Source organism: Kitasatospora sp. NPDC057223, assembly GCF_042669755.1.
Taxonomy (GTDB): Bacteria; Actinomycetota; Actinomycetes; order Streptomycetales; family Streptomycetaceae; genus Kitasatospora.
In genome coordinates this window covers 1-15,555 of sequence record NZ_JBHUWW010000098.1, presented here as the reverse complement: position 1 = coordinate 15,555, position 15,555 = coordinate 1, and the positions used below count along the sequence as shown (strand labels likewise).

General features: G+C 72.9%; 14 protein-coding genes and 1 pseudogene. 6 read left to right on the top strand and 9 right to left on the bottom strand.

Annotated elements, in window-relative coordinates:
- Positions 1-154 precede the first annotated feature (154 nt).
- Positions 155-1,255 carry a PP2C family protein-serine/threonine phosphatase gene (locus ACFUK0_RS28395; RefSeq protein ID WP_380255144.1) on the top strand — a complete coding sequence of 367 codons (1,101 nt, stop codon included), beginning with the start codon at positions 155-157 and terminating at the stop codon, positions 1,253-1,255.
- A gap of 39 nt (positions 1,256-1,294) precedes the next feature.
- On the opposite strand, the gene ACFUK0_RS28390 is transcribed toward ACFUK0_RS28395, so the two are convergent.
- Positions 1,295-2,938, bottom strand: a complete 1,644-nt coding sequence (locus ACFUK0_RS28390; RefSeq protein WP_380255142.1) for a hypothetical protein — start codon at positions 2,936-2,938, stop codon at positions 1,295-1,297.
- 340 nt (positions 2,939-3,278) lie between these two features.
- Here ACFUK0_RS28390 and ACFUK0_RS28385 point away from each other — a divergent pair, with 340 nt between their 5' ends.
- From ACFUK0_RS28385 to ACFUK0_RS28375, 3 genes are all read left to right on the top strand, one after another.
- Entirely contained in the window at positions 3,279-3,740 is a 462-nt protein-coding gene (locus ACFUK0_RS28385) for an SRPBCC domain-containing protein (protein WP_380255140.1), read from the top strand.
- Complete coding sequence (locus ACFUK0_RS28380; RefSeq protein WP_380255138.1) at positions 3,737-4,075, top strand: ArsR/SmtB family transcription factor; 339 nt, start codon at positions 3,737-3,739, stop codon at positions 4,073-4,075. Before ACFUK0_RS28385 ends, ACFUK0_RS28380 begins: the two co-directional genes overlap by 4 nt.
- A 115-nt stretch (positions 4,076-4,190) precedes the next feature.
- Positions 4,191-4,712, top strand: a complete 522-nt coding sequence (locus ACFUK0_RS28375) for an SRPBCC domain-containing protein (protein WP_380255136.1) — start codon at positions 4,191-4,193, stop codon at positions 4,710-4,712.
- 186 nt (positions 4,713-4,898) lie between these two features.
- Here ACFUK0_RS28375 and glnA read toward each other — a convergent pair whose 3' ends face one another.
- Positions 4,899-6,311, bottom strand: coding sequence for a type I glutamate--ammonia ligase (gene glnA / locus ACFUK0_RS28370; RefSeq protein WP_380255134.1), 1,413 nt, complete (start codon positions 6,309-6,311; stop codon positions 4,899-4,901).
- Positions 6,312-6,569: 258 nt separating this feature from the next.
- Between glnA and ACFUK0_RS28365 the strand changes: the two genes are divergently transcribed.
- Positions 6,570-7,037: an RDD family protein gene (locus ACFUK0_RS28365; protein ID WP_380255132.1), complete on the top strand. Its 468-nt coding sequence runs from the start codon at positions 6,570-6,572 to the stop codon at positions 7,035-7,037.
- A gap of 117 nt (positions 7,038-7,154) precedes the next feature.
- On the opposite strand, the gene ACFUK0_RS28360 is transcribed toward ACFUK0_RS28365, so the two are convergent.
- The 7 genes from ACFUK0_RS28360 to ACFUK0_RS28330 all read right to left on the bottom strand — a co-directional run bounded on the left by ACFUK0_RS28360 (position 7,155) and on the right by ACFUK0_RS28330 (position 14,525).
- Positions 7,155-7,853, bottom strand: a complete 699-nt coding sequence (locus ACFUK0_RS28360; protein ID WP_380255130.1) for a DUF4191 domain-containing protein — start codon at positions 7,851-7,853, stop codon at positions 7,155-7,157.
- Positions 7,854-7,950: 97 nt separating this feature from the next.
- The gene (locus ACFUK0_RS28355) at positions 7,951-8,139 is read right to left on the bottom strand and encodes a hypothetical protein (protein WP_380255128.1); all 189 of its coding nucleotides are present in this window, start codon (positions 8,137-8,139) and stop codon (positions 7,951-7,953) included.
- Between the two features lie 203 nt (positions 8,140-8,342).
- On the bottom strand, positions 8,343-9,296 hold the full coding sequence (locus ACFUK0_RS28350; protein WP_380255126.1) for a lipoyl synthase: 954 nt from the start codon (positions 9,294-9,296) through the stop codon (positions 8,343-8,345).
- 155 nt (positions 9,297-9,451) lie between these two features.
- Positions 9,452-10,222, bottom strand: a complete 771-nt coding sequence (gene lipB, locus ACFUK0_RS28345) for a lipoyl(octanoyl) transferase LipB (protein WP_380255183.1) — start codon at positions 10,220-10,222, stop codon at positions 9,452-9,454.
- A gap of 93 nt (positions 10,223-10,315) precedes the next feature.
- Positions 10,316-12,217, bottom strand: a complete 1,902-nt coding sequence (locus ACFUK0_RS28340; RefSeq protein WP_380255124.1) for a helix-turn-helix domain-containing protein — start codon at positions 12,215-12,217, stop codon at positions 10,316-10,318.
- A gap of 89 nt (positions 12,218-12,306) precedes the next feature.
- Positions 12,307-13,689, bottom strand: coding sequence for an MFS transporter (locus tag ACFUK0_RS28335; RefSeq protein ID WP_380255122.1), 1,383 nt, complete (start codon positions 13,687-13,689; stop codon positions 12,307-12,309).
- Between the two features lie 62 nt (positions 13,690-13,751).
- Positions 13,752-14,525 (bottom strand): 3-hydroxybutyrate dehydrogenase, encoded by a 774-nt coding sequence (locus ACFUK0_RS28330; protein ID WP_380255120.1) that lies wholly within the window; start codon positions 14,523-14,525, stop codon positions 13,752-13,754.
- A 319-nt stretch (positions 14,526-14,844) separates the two neighbouring features.
- Here ACFUK0_RS28330 and ACFUK0_RS28325 point away from each other — a divergent pair.
- A pseudogene (locus ACFUK0_RS28325) lies at positions 14,845-15,555 on the top strand (hypothetical protein); the annotation flags it as partial.

The following is a 15,555-nucleotide window of genomic DNA, read 5'->3' as shown; positions in this document are numbered from 1 at the left end:
CCACCCCGTCCCCAGCCCCGTGCCTGTCCCGGGCCCGTGCCTGTCCCGGGCCCGTGCCCGTCCTGGGCCCGTGCCCGTCCTGGGCCCGCGTCCGTCCTGGGCCCGTGTCCGTCCCGTGCCCGTCCCGCGTCGTTCCGCCGAGGAGGTCCCAGCCGTGCCCACCGCGAACCGGTCGCTGCGCCAGGCCTTCGTCCCCAGGCCGGACGTCCCGCGCTGGGTGGCCTGGCTGCCCGTCCTGCTGGTCCTCCTGGACCTGGCGGCGGAAGCGGCCTTCCCGGGTGCGGTCGCGGCCGGGTTCCTGCTCACCGCGCTGCCGGTGCTGGTCGCGTTCAGCTACGGCCCGGGCGTCGCCCTGCTGTCGACCGCCGGCGCCATCGGCCTGCAGCTGGCGCTCGCCGGCCGGGCCGGCCACCTCGACGAGCAGCACCACATCTGGATCTACGTCGCCACCGTGCTCTCCGGGGTGATGGGCGCCGCCCTGTCCTGGCAGCGCGTGCGACAGGAGGGCAACCTGAACCGCGCCCTCACCGTCGTCGAGACCCTGCAGCGGACGGTGCTGCGCCCGGTGCCGGACCAGGTCGGCGGCCTGCGGGTGGCGGGCCTGTACCGCGCGGCCCAGACCGAGTCGGCGATCGGCGGCGACCTGTACGCGGTCTGCGACACCCGATTCGGTGCGCGGATCCTGCTCGGGGACGTCCGGGGCAAGGGGCTGGAGGCCGTTCGCACGGTGGCCGAGGTCCTCGGAGCGTTCCGCGCCGCCGCCCACGACACCGCCGACCTGGCCGAACTCGCCGAACAGCTCGACCGCACCGTCATGCGCGAGGCCGCGGACCGTGAGGACGACGAGCTGTTCGTCACGGCCGTCATGATCCAGCACACCCCGGGATCCGGCCGCGTCGAGATCGTCAACCGGGGCCACCTCGCCCCGCTGCTGCTCTCCGGTACCGACGTCACCTCCGTGCTCTGCCCGGACGAACTGCCGCTCGGCCTGGGCCACCTGGGCCCGGCCGGCAGCCGGCCGCGCCTCACCCGTCTCGGCCTGCCCGCCGGTCACACCCTGCTCCTGCACACCGACGGGGTCAGCGAGGCCCGCGACGCCTCCGGCGCCTTCTATCCGCTGGCCGGCCGCCTCGGCGCGCTGGGCACCACCTGCCCCGAGGGCGTGGTCTCCTACCTCGACCAGGACGTCCGCTCCTATGCGGGCCTGCTCTCCGACGACCTCGCGGTGCTCGCCCTCACCCCCTCCCCGGCCTGAGAGCCCGGGGCCCTGGCTGCCCGGGGTTGGATGGGCTCGCTACAGCACGCCGCCCTGGCGGAGCAGGTTCGCCGCCCGCTCGGCCGCGAGCTTGCGGTGGAAGTCGAGCAGCCATTCGGGTGGCCGGTGGAAGACCGCGATCAGTTCGGCGACCGTGGTCACCTTCAGCCGCTGCTTGACGATCGTCGCGTGGGCGGTCTGGAGCGCCTTCGACACGATGTTCGCGGCCAGCTCGGTGTCCGGCGGCCGGGCCAGTACCTGCTCGGCCCGGCCGGACAGCAGCATCTCCGGGTGCGGCGGCCCGAGGACGGGCTCCGCCGGCCCCGTCCGCCTCCTGGCTGCCTGCGCCGGCACGGTGGCGGCGGCCGTCGGGGCGTTGGCCGGTGAGGCGGCTGGTGCGGCGCCCGGGGCAGCGGCCGGGGCAGGGACCCGATGGACGCCGCCGAGCTGCCGGGCCCGGTTCGCCGTCCGCTGGCCGATCAGCCGGTGATGGTAGGCGAGCAGCCACTCGGGCGGGGACTCGAAGACGGCCCGCAGCTCGCCCACCGTGGCCACCACCAGCCCCCTGCCCGTCAGCGTCGGCGGAGCGAGCTGCAGGGCCCGGCCGACCTCCTTGGCAGACAGCGCCAGCTCGGGAGCCAGCGCGAGCAGCGCCGCGGCCTTGGGGGAGACGAGCATGCCGGGGTACGCGCGGTCGGCGGGCCGGGAGGACGCCGGGACGGGCGCCGGGTCGGATGCCGGGTCCGGGCGGTGCTCCTCGGCGAAGCTGACCAGCTTGCCGACGGCCGAGACCGGGATGTGGGCCCAGCGGGGCTGCGGCCGGCGGTCGGGCCGGACCCTGGGTTCCTCGTACCGCAGCGGGAGCCGCCACCCCTCGCGGCGGCCGAGTTCGGCGGTGGCCCGGGCGGTCGCCTCCGGCACGCCGCCCTTGGTCAGCAGCACGTCCAGCAGCCGGGCCTGCGGGGTGTCCGGGCAGCCGGCGCAGACCCGGCAGACCCGCCAGATCCTCCGCCGGACCTCGATCTCCGCCGAACCGGGGCTCGCCGCGCCCCCGCAGTAGGCACACGCCCAGTCCTCGTCCGGGCCGATCCTGCGGCGGACGGTGCGCGGCAGCTGCCGCACCGGGGGCAGCTCCTTGAGCAGGCCGTCCAGTACGTCCAGGCCGTCGCACAGTTCCGGCCCGGCCGGGATCTCCTCGGCGGGCCGGGCGAGCCTGGTCCGCAGTACGGCCGCCTCGGTGGTCGGTGACGGCAGGCCCAGCGCCTCGCGCTTGGCGCGGACCTTGGCCTCGTCGGCGACCGGATGGTCGGCGACCGTGCCGTACACCTGCGGCCGCCTCTCGGCGACGCAGAGCGCGTCGATCGCCTCGGCCAGGTGCAGGATGGGGATCCGGTGGCGCTCGGCCGCGAAGGTGACCAGCGGCAGGACCTTGCGGATCTCCGGGCCGTCCGCCGCGAGCAGGATGTCGTGCGCGGCCCGGACGGCCTCCGGCCCGACCTGCGCGGTCACCGGCCAGGCCTTCAGCGACCCGCAGGCCATGACCAGGTACTTGAAGGCGTCGCGGCGGCACTGGGCCGCGTACCGGACACGGTCGGGGTTGCTCCCGGTGCGGGCACGCCGCTGTGCGTCGTCCAAACGCCGGGCCCACTGGGTCAGTCCGGCGGCGATCTCCTTCGTCAGCACAGCCCCCATCATGGCGCCGGGCCCGACACGCTGACGGCCGGTCGGGGAAATTCCGCCCGGACGTGTCAACGGGCAGTGCCCAGGGCCACCCGTGCGCGGGGGTACCGGCGGCGACCAGTAGGAACAGGCAATCCGGAGTCGAATGTCCGTACCCATTCCGAGCTCTGCCGCAGTGGCCGCAGATGGCGCAGGCCTCGTCCTTCGGGGCAACTCGCACCCCGGGGGAGAGGGTTGCCGGTGGGGCCGTCCGCGCCAATTGCGCAACCAAAGGTTGCATCGGTGGTGCGTGCCGGATACCCTGAAGTGCAACCGTTGGTTGCGTCGAGGTCGGGAGAGTCACATGGAGTACGGAAGCATCGAGCGGGAGCTCAGCATCGACGCCGCCCCCGAGGTGGTCTACGAGGTGATCAGCTCTCCCGAGCATCTGCGCGAGTGGTGGCCCGACGACGCCGAGTTCGACCCGGTCCCCGGCGGCACCGGTACGGTCACCTTCGGTGACCCGGCGGCACCCGACGCGAAGGTCGAGCCGCTCACCGTCCTGGAGGCCGATCCGCCCCGCCGGTTCGCGTTCCGCTGGGTGTACGACGAGGCCCCGGCCACCGGGGCGAACTCGTTCCTGGTGACCTTCGACCTCGTCCGGTCCGGCGGCGGCACGCTGCTGCGTTTCAAGGAGACCGGCTTCCGCGAGCGCGGCTGGGAGGCTGCGGTGCTGGAGGAGGCCTACTTCGACCACGTCCGCGGCTGGGACCACTTCCTCCCGCGCCTCGTCGCGTGCGCCGACCGGCTGGGCGCGCGGTCATGAGCACGGTCATCGACGATGACCTCTGGTCCGCGGTCGGCGACCCGACCCGCCGCCGGATGCTCGACCTGCTGCTCGCCGACGGCGGCGGCACGGCGACCACGCTCAGCGAGCGGCTGCCCGTCACCCGGCAGGCGGTCGCCAAGCACCTCGGTGTGCTGGACCGCGTCGGCCTGGTGCACGGGACGTCGGCGGGGCGCGCGCGCCACTACCAGGTGGACGAGGCCCAGCTCGCCCGCGCGGTCGCCCAGCTGTCCGCGGTCGGCGCGACCTGGGACGCCCGGCTGCAGCGGATCAAGCGGATCGCCGAGCGGATCGAGCGCAGCAAGCAGGGCTGACGTACCCATGCACGCGCCGCCGCCGTCCTGTCGGCGCCCGGCGCTGCATCCCTCGGTCACTCGACCCCTCGACCCCTCGGTCACTGGACATCAAGAGACAAGGATCCGATACCCCATGACGACACCATCACCGGCCGGCCCCGGACCGGGCGTCGCAGGTCCCGTCACCACGGTAGGCGCGACGGGCGCGGCGCGCACCGAGCACGGCTACACCACCTCGTACACGGTCGGGCAGTCCCCGGCTGAGGTCTTCGACGCCGTCCTGAACGTCGGCGCCTGGTGGACGGGGCAGGTCGAGGGCCGCGCCGACGAACTGGGCGCCGAGTTCACCTACCGGCACCCCCCGCAGCACTACAGCCTCCAGCGCGTGGTCGAGCTCGAACCGGGCCGCCGCGTGGTCTGGCAGGTCACCGACAGCCACCTGTCCTTCGCCGCCGAGCCGGGCGAGTGGACCGGGACCGAGATCGTGTTCGACATCACCCCCGCAGCCGGCGGCACCGAACTGCACTTCACCCACGTCGGCCTGGTCCCGGACGTCGAGTGCTTCGGCGCGTGCTCCACGGCCTGGCTGCACTACGTCAACGCCAGCCTGCGCAGCCTGATCACCACGGGAGCGGGCCTGCCCGACCCGTGGTAACCGGCGCCGGGGGTCCCCCGGTGCCGACCCGGCCGAAGGAGCGGCCCGCCGTCATTCTCCGCAGAGAAATCCGGCGGGCCGATGACCACTGGTCAGGGACGATCTCGGGCAGGCGATCCCGAAGGGCCGCGGCTTCCCCGGTCCGCCCGAGAGCTCAGAGGGCACACTCAGAAGGCGTACGAGATCTCAGAGGTCGTAGTAGAGCTCGAACTCGTGCGGGTGCGGGCGCAGGGCGATCGGGGCGATCTCGTTGGTGCGCTTGTAGTCGATCCAGGTCTCGATGAGGTCGGGCGTGAAGACGCCGCCGGCGAGCAGGTACTCGTGGTCGGCTTCCAGGGCCTCCAGGACGGCCGGCAGGGAGGCCGGGACCTGGGGGACGGAGGCGTGCTCGTCGGGGGCGAGCTCGTAGAGGTCCTTGTCGACGGGCTCCAGCGGCTCGATCTTGTTCTTGATGCCATCGAGGCCGGCCATCAGCATCGCCGCGAAGGCGAGGTAGGGGTTGGAGGCCGGGTCGGGGGCGCGGAACTCGATGCGCTTGGCCTTGGCGTTGGAGCCGGTGATCGGGATGCGGATCGCGGCCGAGCGGTTGCGCTGCGAGTACACCAGGTTGACCGGCGCCTCGAAGCCGGGGACGAGGCGGTGGAAGGAGTTCACCGAGGGGTTGGTGAAGGCGAGCAGCGACGGGGCGTGCTTGAGCAGGCCGCCGATGTAGTAGCGCGCGGTGTCGGAGAGGCCGGCGTAGCCCTGCTCGTCGTAGAAGAGCGGGGAGCCCGAGGTCCACAGGGACTGGTGGACGTGCATGCCCGAGCCGTTGTCGCCGAAGATCGGCTTGGGCATGAAGGTGGCCGTCTTGCCGTTGCGCCAGGCGACGTTCTTGATGATGTACTTGAACAGCATCAGGTCGTCGGCGGCGTGCAGCAGCGTGTTGAACTTGTAGTTGATCTCGGCCTGTCCGGCCGTGCCGACCTCGTGGTGCTGGCGCTCGACCTCCAGCCCGGCGGCGGCGAGTTCCAGCGACATCTCGGCGCGCAGGTCGGCGAAGTGGTCGACCGGCGGGATGGGGAAGTAGCCGCCCTTGTACTTGACCTTGTAGCCGCGGGCGTCGCCCTCGGCGGAGCCGCTGTTCCAGGCGCCGGCCTCGGAGTCGATGTGGTAGTAGGAGGCGTTGGCGCTGGTGTCGAAGCGCACCGAGTCGAAGACGTAGAACTCGGCCTCGGGCCCGAAGTACGCGGTGTCGGCGATGCCGGAGGAGGCGAGGTAGGCCTCGGCCTTCTTGGCGACGTTGCGCGGGTCGCGGCTGTAGGCCTCGCCGGTGATCGGGTCCTGGATGAAGAAGTTGATGTTGAGGTGCTTCTCCTTGCGGAACGGGTCCAGGCGGGCCGTCGCAAGGTCGGGGACGAGTGCCATGTCCGACTCGTGGATGGCCTGGAACCCGCGGATCGACGAGCCGTCGAACATCAGGGTCTCGGACGGGTCGAAGGTCGCCGCAGGCACCGCGAAGTGCTGCATGACGCCCGGCAGGTCGCAGAACCGGACGTCGATGAACTTCACATCGTTGTCCGCGATGTACTGCTTGACCTCGGCGGCGTTGTTGAACATCCATCCTCCATCAGCGTGCGGATCGGGGCTCAACCCTAGGAATGGCCCGTTTCCGGTCGGTGACTCATCCGTTTCCTGAATGTTAACCGCCCCTGTCCAGTGGGCGGCAAAGGCGGACGCTTCCGGGCAAAACGCTGCACCGGTAAGGGGAGTGCGGCAGAAGTGGTCTGGACCACTTGCGGCAACCGGAAAAGGTGCGTTTCACCCTCCGGGGGAGGCGGTGGCGGGCCGGACGGGGCGCCCGGTTAATGTGGATTCGTGGACACCAGAGAAGCGTTGGGATCGTGGATCGACGGCCCGAAGGCTGCCGCCGAGAAGATGGGCGCCGATTTCGGCCACCGCGGCGAGCGCCTCGGCCTGCCGAAGGACGGCGCCGGCTCGGTGGCCGGCCCGGCCCGCCGGATGGGCGCGCTGTGCGTCGACGGCTGGCTGGTGGCCCTGGTCGCGTACGGCCTGCTCGCCCGCGGCGACCAGGCGGAGGCCAATCTCTGGACGACCCCCGTCCTCTTCGTCGTGACGGTCCTGCTGCTGGCCACCACCGGGACGACCGTCGGCAAGCGCCTGTTCGGCCTGCGGGTGGTCCGGCTGGACGGCGGCCGCGCCACCATCCCGCAGGTGCTGCTGCGCACGCTGCTGCTCTTCCTAGTGGTGCCGGCACTGGTCTGGGACCGGGACACCCGGGGCCTGCACGACAAGGCCGTCGGCACGGTCGAGGTCCGGATCTGAGCCGAGTCCGGATCTGAGTCGATGGTCCGAGTGACCTCGCCGGAGCGGGAACGTCAAACGGCCCCGCCGCGGAGTGTCCGCGGCGGGGCCGTGTCGTTTCGATTCGGGTGGGACCGGTCAGCGGACCTGGCCGCCCTTGGGCATCCGTGCGCCCTTGGGCATCGGGCCCTTGGGGATCGGCGCCTTGGAGAGCAGGTCGCCCAGCGCGCGCAGCCGGTCGTTGGTCTCGGTGACCTTGGCCGGGGTGATGGACCGCGGCAGCCGCATCAGGTGGACCTGCAGCTTCTTCAGCGGGATCTCACCCTCCCCGTTGCCCACCACGATGTCGTGGACCGGGATGTCGCCGACGACCCGCGCCATCTTCTTCTTCTCGGCGGCCAGCAGCGGACGCACCCGGTTCGGGTTGCCCTCGCCGATCAGCGCGATGCCGGGACGGCCGACGGCCCGGTAGACCGCGTCCTGGTTCCTGGTGACCGCGACCGGGGTCGGGTTGGCGTTCCAGCCGCGCTTGATGTTGTTCAGCACGGCCGCCACGGCGCCCGGCTGGCCCTCCATCTGCCCGAAGGCCGCGCGCTCGGCCCGGCGGCCGAAGACGACCGCCATGGCCAGGAAGCCCAGGATGAAGCCCAGGATGCCCAGGTAGACCGGGTGGTCGATCGCAAAGCCAATGGCGAGGAACACGCCGAAGGTCAGCAGGCCGACGCCGGCGATGATCAGGCCGATCTTGGTGTCGACCTTCTTGGTCATTTGGTACGCCTGACGGATCTGCTTGAGCCGTCCGGAGCTTTCGGATGTTTCCCTCGCCATAAGGCTCATGGTACGTGCCGGTGGTCCGGGATATCCAAGGGCGGTCCCGGTTGGGCTCGAACCGTGATCCGTGACGGCCGTGACCAGGGCCGCAGGGGCGCCGGACTCAGCGCTGCGCGGCCTCCGGCGCGGGGCGCGGCGGGGCCGTGGCGCCGGTCCGGTCGGCGGCGTGTCGCCGGTTCTCGCACACCGCCGCCCAGGCGTTCTGGCGGGCCTGGCGCTGGCCGCCCGCGAGCAGCACGCTCTCGGCCAGGCGCAGCGCGCTGCCGCCGACCGATCGGATTCCTACCTGCATGCCGAACAGCTCCCCTCGGTGCCGAGAAGGTCCTGAGAAGGTCCTGACTGTTTGATGGTCACCACATGGTGTTACCAGCCGGTGACCAGGTCGTCAAAGCCTGATGAAGCCCGGACGCCCCTTTGGCGCAACAGGTTGGTGCCCCCGGTCACGACGGGAGGGGCGGGGCCGCGGCCCCGCCCCTCCCGTCACGCGTACAGCTGTCAGACCGCGGCCTTCTCGCGGTGCTCCAGCGCCTGGCGGTACAGCCGCCCGGCCCGGTAGGAGGACCGCACCAGCGGACCGGAGAGCACGCCCGCGAAGCCGAGCTCCTCGGCCTCCTGCTGGAGCTCCACGAACTCGTGCGGCTTCACCCAGCGCTCGACCGGGTGGTGGCGCAGCGAGGGGCGCAGGTACTGGGTGATGGTGATCAGCTCGCAGCCGGCGCCCACCAGGTCGGCCAGGGCCTGGCTGACCTCCTCGCGGGTCTCGCCCATGCCGAGGATCAGGTTGGACTTGGTGACCAGCCCGGCGGCCCGCGCCTGGGTGATGACGTCCAGCGACCGCTCGTAGCGGAACGCCGGGCGGATCCGCTTGAAGATCCGCGGCACCGTCTCGACGTTGTGCGCCAACACCTGGGGGCGGGACGAGAAGACCTCGGCCAGCTGCTCGGGCACCGCGTTGAAGTCGGGGATCAGCAACTCGACGCCGGTGCGGCCGCCCTCGCGGCCGGCGGTCTGCGCGTGCACCTGGCGCACCGTCTCGGCGTACAGCCAGGCGCCGCCGTCGGGCAGGTCGTCGCGGGCGACACCGGTGATGGTGGCGTAGTTGAGGTCCATCGTGACGATGGACTCGGCGACGCGGCGCGGCTCGTCCCGGTCGAAGTCGGCGGGCTTGCCGGTGTCGATCTGGCAGAAGTCGCAGCGGCGGGTGCACTGGTCACCGCCGATGAGGAAGGTGGCCTCGCGGTCCTCCCAGCACTCGAAGATGTTGGGGCAGCCGGCCTCCTGGCAGACGGTGTGCAGCCCCTCCTTCTTCACCAGCGACTGGAGGGCGGTGTACTCGGGGCCCATCTTCGCGCGGGTCTTGATCCACTCGGGCTTCCGCTCGATGGGGGTCTCGCTGTTGCGGACCTCCAGGCGCAGCAGCTTCCTGCCGTCGGGTGCGACAGCGGACACGTGCGACTCCTAAGAACTAGACGGGGTACCCCCAGGGTACGCCTGTGCTTGTACGGCTCTGGACGGGCCGGGCCCCGGTAATCGCAGGGTTACCGCCTGTCGGGCAACATCCGTCGCCCCCTTGGGATTCCGCTACCGGTCGGTAGTCGGAGCGGCTATCGGGCCAGGGCGGGTTCGGCCAGCTCGGCGAAGACCGCCGCGAGGTGCTTCTGCACCACCGGCAGGGCCTCGCCGACCGGGAACGTCCGCCCCAGTTCGGTGGAGACCGAGGCGACGCCGGCGTCCCGGATGCCGCAGGGCACGATCCGGTCGAACCAGGTCATGTCCGGGTCGCAGTTCAGCGCGAACCCGTGCATCGTCACGCCCCGCGCGACCCGCACGCCGATCGCGGCCAGCTTGCGGTCGTCGCCGCGCTGGCCGGCGTTGGACGGCGCGTACTCCGGTCCGGCGAGCCGGGGGTCGATGCCCAGCGGCAGGCCCATCCGCAGGGTGAGGCTGCCGATGTCGAGCACCTGGGCGGGGTCCACCACGGCGCCGGGGATGCTCCGGCCCAGGACCCACACCCCGCTGCGGCCCTCGATCCGGGTGGTCTCCACCCCGAACTCGCCGCAGGCGCGGATCAGCGCCTCCTCCAGCCGGCGGACGTACGCGACGACGTCCATCGGTTCCGGCAGCTTCACGATCGGGTAGCCGATCAGCTGGCCGGGTCCGTGCCAGGTGATCTCGCCGCCCCGGTTCACCTCGACCACGGGGGTGCCGTCCAGCGGCCGGTCCTCGGGGTTGGTGCGGCGGCCCGCGGTGTAGACCGGCGGGTGCTCCAGCAGCAGCACGGTGTCGGGGATCTCGTCGGCGACCCGGAGGGCGTGCAGGCGCTGCTGCTCCTCCCAGGCCTCCTGGTACGGCACCGACCCTTCGCCGGTGCCCATGCGTACGAACCGTACGTTCTCGCTCACCGCTGCTCCTTGCCCAGGCGTGAGAGACCAACCTCGCCACTGTACGCCCGACCGGCGGAGAGTCGTTCAGGTGTCCGAGAGCAGCTGCAGGCGCAGCGCCAGCTGGAGTTCGAGCGAGCGCTCGGGGTGGCTCCAGTCCCGGCCGAGCAGGGCCTCGACCCGGTCCAGGCGCTGGACGACGGTGTTCACGTGGACGTGCAGTTCGTCCTTCGCCCTGGTCAGGCTGCCGCCGCAGTCGAAGTACGCCCGCAGGGTGCGGACGAGCTCGGTGCCGCGCCGGGCGTCGTAGTCGAGCAGCGGGCCGAGCGTCGTGCCGACGAAGCCGTCCACGTGGTGGCCGTCGCCGAGCAGGACGCCGAGGAAGCCCAGCGCCTCGGCCGAGGCGCCGTCCCCGCCCCGGCCGAGCACCCGTAGGGCCCGGACGCAGCGCAGGCCCTCGGCGTGCGCCGCGGCCAGGGCGAGCGGTCCGGCGGCGGAGCGCCCGGCGCCGACCGTCACGGGGAGGCCGGTGAGCCGGGCGAGGCGGTCGGCGGCCTGTTCGGCGGCCTCGCCCGGGGTCGCGGAGCCGTCGTCGGGCAGCAGCAGCACCACGCTCTCGCCGTGCTCGGCGCTCACCCCGCGGGAGCCGAACAGGTAGCGGCCGGCGGCGCCCGCGAGCCGGCCCCGGCCGGCCGGGTCGGCGGCCTCGGCGACCAGGACCAGGTGCGGGCGGCCGAGGTCCACGCCGAGCCGGCGCCCGCGCGCGACCAGGCCGGCCGGGTCGCGGTCGGGGGCGGTCAGCAGGTCGGCGAGCAGTTCGCCGCGGACCCGGTTCTCGGTCTCGGCGACCGAGCGGCGCAGGAGCAGGAGCAGCGCGGTCACCACGCCGGCCCGCTCGAACAGCCGCCGGTCGGCGTCGTCCAGGCCGGGCCGGCCGTGCAGCACCAGGCTGCCGAGCGGTTCCTGCCCGGCCAGCACCACGCAGACCCAGGCGTCACCGCGCCGTACCGCGCGTCCCTCGGCGCGGGAGGCGGCGACGGCCTCGGTGAGCCCCTGGGGCCCGGCGGCCGGGCCGCTCAGGGTGTTCCCCTCGGCGTCGTGGACGGCGATCTCGCCGCCCAGCAGCGCGGCCACCTCGGCCGCCACGTCCGGGACCTCGGCGCCGCGCAGGACCAGGTCGGTGAGCCGGTCGTGAGCCTTCTCGGCGCGCTGGACGGCGGCGGAGTGGGCGCGGATCACCGCGTTGGCGCTGTTCAGCCCGTCCAGCGCGGCCCGGGTGTCGGCCAGTGCCTTGGCGGTGTCCAGCGCGATCGCGGCGTGCGCCGCGAGCGAGCAGAGCAGTGCGACCTCGTCCGGGGAGAAGGCCCGCGGTGTCCGGTCGGCGGCGAACAGCACGCCGATCACCTGGCCGCCGCCGAGCAGCAGCGGCACGCCGATGATCGCGATCAGGCCCTCGTCCAGCACCCCGGCGTCGATGTGGCCGGTGTGGTGGAACCGGGCGTCGGTGCGGTAGTCCGGTGTCGCGTAGGGGCGGGCGGTCTGCGCGACGAGCCCTCCGAGGCCGTCGCCGAGGCTGAGCCGCAGGTTCTGGAAGAGCTCGGAGACCGAGCCGTCGGTGACCCGCATGTACGTGTCGCCGGCCGTCTCGTCCGGCAGGGTCAGGTACGCGGTGTCGGTGCCGAGCAGCAGCCGGGCCCGGCGCACGATGGCCTGGAGGACGGCGTCCAGGTCGCGGGAGGCCGCCAGGTCGCCGGCGGTGTCGAAGAGCGCGGTGAGCTCGGCCTCGCGGCGCCGGTGCTGGCGCAGCGTGCGGTGCACCCGCAGGGCCGTCCAGGTGGCGTCGTCGATCTCGGTGAGGACGGCGGCGGGCGCCCCCTGCCGGCGGGCCTCGGCGAGCACGTCGGCGAAGTCCTCGGTGGCGGCTCCGGAGGCGAGCAGGTCGAGCAGTCGGCGCAGGGCGGGCGCCGCGCCGGGGAGCGGGTCGTTCACGGTCAGCCGCCAATCGGCAGAGTCTGGCCACAGGGGCGGAAGCGCGATGGTACGCCCCGTGGCGCCGGCCGGGTGCGCGCGGTGCCCGGTCAGGCCGTGACGGGGTTGCCGGCCGGGGCGCCGGCGGGGGCCGGGGCGCCGTCCGCCGCGGCGTCGACCTCGGCCAGGTCGCGGCCGCGGGTCTCCCGGGCGCAGAGCAGCGCGACCACGGTGATCACCGCGGCGATCGCCACGTACACCGAGATCGGGGTGGAGCTGCCGTAGTCCTTGAGGAGGGCGGTGGCGATCAGCGGGGCCGGGGCGCCGGCCGCGACCGAGGCGAACTGGGCGCCGATCGACGCGCCCGAGTACCGCATCCGGGTGGCGAACAGTTCGGAGAAGAAGGCCGCCTGCGGCGCGTACATCATGCTGTGGAAGAACAGGCCGACCGTGACCGCCGCCAGCAGCGAGCCGAAGGACTTCGCGTCGACCATGGTGAAGAAGAAGAACGCCCAGATCCCGACCCCGACCGCGCCCACCAGGTAGACCGGCTTGCGGCCGACCCGGTCGGAGAGCGCGCCGAACAGCGGGATCAGCGCGAACTGGATCGCCGAGGCGACCAGTACGGCGTTCAGTGCGGTCTGCTTGGGCAGGTGGACGTGGGTGACGGCGTACGCCAGCACGAAGGTGGTCATCACGTAGTACGAGATGTTCTCCGCCATCCGGGCGCCCATGGCCACCAGCACCTCCCGCCAGTGGTGGCGCAGCACGGCCACCAGCGGCGGCTGCTCGGGAGCCTGGGACTTGCGGGCCTCGGCCTTCGCCAGGGCCTGCTTGAACAGCGGCGACTCGTCCACCGAGAGCCGGATCCACATACCGACCAGCACCAGCAGCGCGGACAGCAGGAACGGCACCCGCCAGCCCCAGGAGAGGAACGCGGCGTCCGACTGGACGGCCGTCAGCAGCGACAGCACGCCCGCCGCCAGCAGGTTGCCGGCGGGTGCGCCGCCCTGCGGCCAGGAGGCCCAGAAGCCGCGCCGCTTCGCGTCCCCGTGCTCGGAGACCAGCAGCACCGCGCCGCCCCACTCGCCGCCGAGCGCGAAGCCCTGGACCAGCCGCAGCGCGGTCAGCATGATCGGCGCCGCCACGCCGACCTGGTGGTACGTCGGGAGCAGCCCGATCAGCGTGGTGGAGCCGCCCATCAGCAGCAGGCTGACCACCAGCAGCTTCTTGCGGCCGATCCGGTCCCCGAAGTGGCCGAACACCAGGGCGCCGAGCGGGCGGGCGGCGAAGCCGATGGCGTAGGTGAGGAAGGACAGCAGGGTGCCGGTCAGCGGGTCGCTGTTGGGGAAGAACACCTTGCCGAACACGAGGGCCGCGGCCGTACCGTACAAAAAGTAGTCATACCACTCGATAGTGGTACCGATCAGGCTCGCGCCGACTACTTTCCAGAGGGGGGAGCTGGTTCTCGCAGCGTCGGGAGAACTGGCCATGGGGTCCACCTGTCTTCTCTGAGTGGTGAGGGGTGGGGAGCTGCCGGGGGAGGCGGGGAGGGTCAGTGCGCCGTCCAGCCGCCGTCCAGCGGCAGGCTGGCGCCGGTGAGGTAGGAGGCGTGCGAGGAGCAGAGCCACAGGGCGAGCTGCGCGACCTCGTCGGGCTCGATCAGCCGCTTCACGGCGGTGCGGTCGAGCATGATCCGCTCGATCACCTCCTCCTCGGGGATGCCGTGGGCGGCGGCCTGCGCCGCGACCTGGGCCTCCACGAGCGGGGTGCGGACGTAGCCGGGGTTCACGCAGTTGCTGGTGACCCCGTGGGGGGCGCCCTCCAGCGCGACCGTCTTGCTCAGGCCCTCCAGCCCGTGCTTGGCCGTGACGTACGCGGACTTGAAGGCACTGGCCCGCAGCCCGTGCACCGAGGAGATGTTGACGACCCGTCCCCAGCCCTGCGCGTACATGTGGGGGAGGGTGCGGCGCAGGATCCGGAACGGGGCCTCGACCATGACCCGCTGGATCAGGGCGAACCGCTCCGGCGGGAACTCGTGGACGGGGGCCACGTGCTGGAGGCCGGCGTTGTTGACCACGATGTCGGCGTCGTCCGGCAGGGCGTCCACCGCGGCCGGGTCGGCGAGGTCCGCGACGTACGCCACGCCGTTGATGCGCTCCGCCAGTTCCCTGGCCGGCCCGGCGGCCAGGTCGACGACGTAGACCCGGGCGCCGGCCGCGGCGAGGGCCTCGGCACAGGCCCGGCCGATTCCCGAGGCCGCGCCCGTGACCAGGGCGGTCCGGCCGCTGAGGGCCCCCGTGGGGGGCCGGTCCGAAGTGGTGTCCATGGGCCAGAACGGTAGGAATTCGCGGGCCCGACTCCTATGGCTCCCGGCGCCACAGTGTCCGCTGCGGATATGGCGGCGCGCCCTATGGGGCAGGCGCGGGCCGTTCGCGCGCCGGGAGCGCCCGGAGCGCAAACTCCGGGTGCTCGGGCTTCAACACAACGGACGCTGTTGCTTCACCCGTTCGGAGGATTGCACGGCCAGAACCCCACATAGCGCCCGAATGCTCGCTACATTCACGCCGATTCCCGACAGGGGGCGCCGCCCTGGCACCGGGGGACTGGATTGTGCCGGAGCGGCGCTCGAGAGGTGTTGACTGACTATGCCCCAACGGCCTGCAACAGACAGCCCGGCGTACGGACCGCTCGACCCGCTCGACCCGCACGAAGGGCCGGACGGGCGGGCCCTCCCGTCCGCCTCCGCCACCCTGCCCGACCATCCGGCCGCGCCCGCCGACCCGCTGCTCCCGGCCCAGGCCGCCGCCGACCGGCACGAACAGGGGCCGCCGGCCGCCGCCGGCCCGCAGAACGGCCGGCTGGCCGTCCTGATCGACGAGGCCGGCTTCTCGCACGCCGGGCTGGCCCGCCGGGTCGACCAACTCGGCCTGGAACACGGCCTGGACCTGCGCTACGACAAGACCTCCGTGACCCGCTGGCTGCGCGGCCAGCAGCCGCGCGGCGCCACCCCGGCACTGATCGCCGAGGTCTTCACCCGCCGCCTCGGGCGCCGGCTCACCGCCCAGGACCTCGGGCTCGACGCCTGCGCCCCGGTCTACGCCGGCCTGGAGTTCGCCGAGACACCGCAGGAGGCGGTGGACATCGTCGCCAGCATGTGGCGCAAGGACAGCGGCCCGCAGTCCGAGCTGCGCCGGATCGCCTTCACCCCGGCCGGCCTGGTCGTGCCCAGCCGGGACTGGCTGATCGGACGCACCGACGAACGGGTCGCCAGGGACGGCCTGCCCCCGGGCGGCCGCGAGCCGGCCGCGGCCCCCGCCGCCTCGCCGGCGGCCCGCAGCGGCCCGCCCCCCGGGGCC

Excerpts from the sequence above, each read along its gene's own strand:
- ACFUK0_RS28355 (WP_380255128.1), bottom strand. The coding sequence starts at position 8,139 with ATGCAGGTAGGAATCCGATCGGTCGGCGGCAGCGCGCTGCGCCTGGCC.
- ACFUK0_RS28330 (WP_380255120.1), bottom strand. The coding sequence starts at position 14,525 with ATGGACACCACTTCGGACCGGCCCCCCACGGGGGCCCTCAGCGGCCGG.
- ACFUK0_RS28360 (WP_380255130.1), bottom strand. The coding sequence starts at position 7,853 with ATGAGCCTTATGGCGAGGGAAACATCCGAAAGCTCCGGACGGCTCAAG.
- ACFUK0_RS28375 (WP_380255136.1), top strand. The coding sequence starts at position 4,191 with ATGACGACACCATCACCGGCCGGCCCCGGACCGGGCGTCGCAGGTCCC.
- lipB (WP_380255183.1), bottom strand. The coding sequence starts at position 10,222 with ATGGGCACCGGCGAAGGGTCGGTGCCGTACCAGGAGGCCTGGGAGGAG.
- glnA (WP_380255134.1), bottom strand. The coding sequence starts at position 6,311 with ATGTTCAACAACGCCGCCGAGGTCAAGCAGTACATCGCGGACAACGAT.
- ACFUK0_RS28385 (WP_380255140.1), top strand. The coding sequence starts at position 3,279 with ATGGAGTACGGAAGCATCGAGCGGGAGCTCAGCATCGACGCCGCCCCC.
- ACFUK0_RS28380 (WP_380255138.1), top strand. The coding sequence starts at position 3,737 with ATGAGCACGGTCATCGACGATGACCTCTGGTCCGCGGTCGGCGACCCG.
- ACFUK0_RS28335 (WP_380255122.1), bottom strand. The coding sequence starts at position 13,689 with ATGGCCAGTTCTCCCGACGCTGCGAGAACCAGCTCCCCCCTCTGGAAA.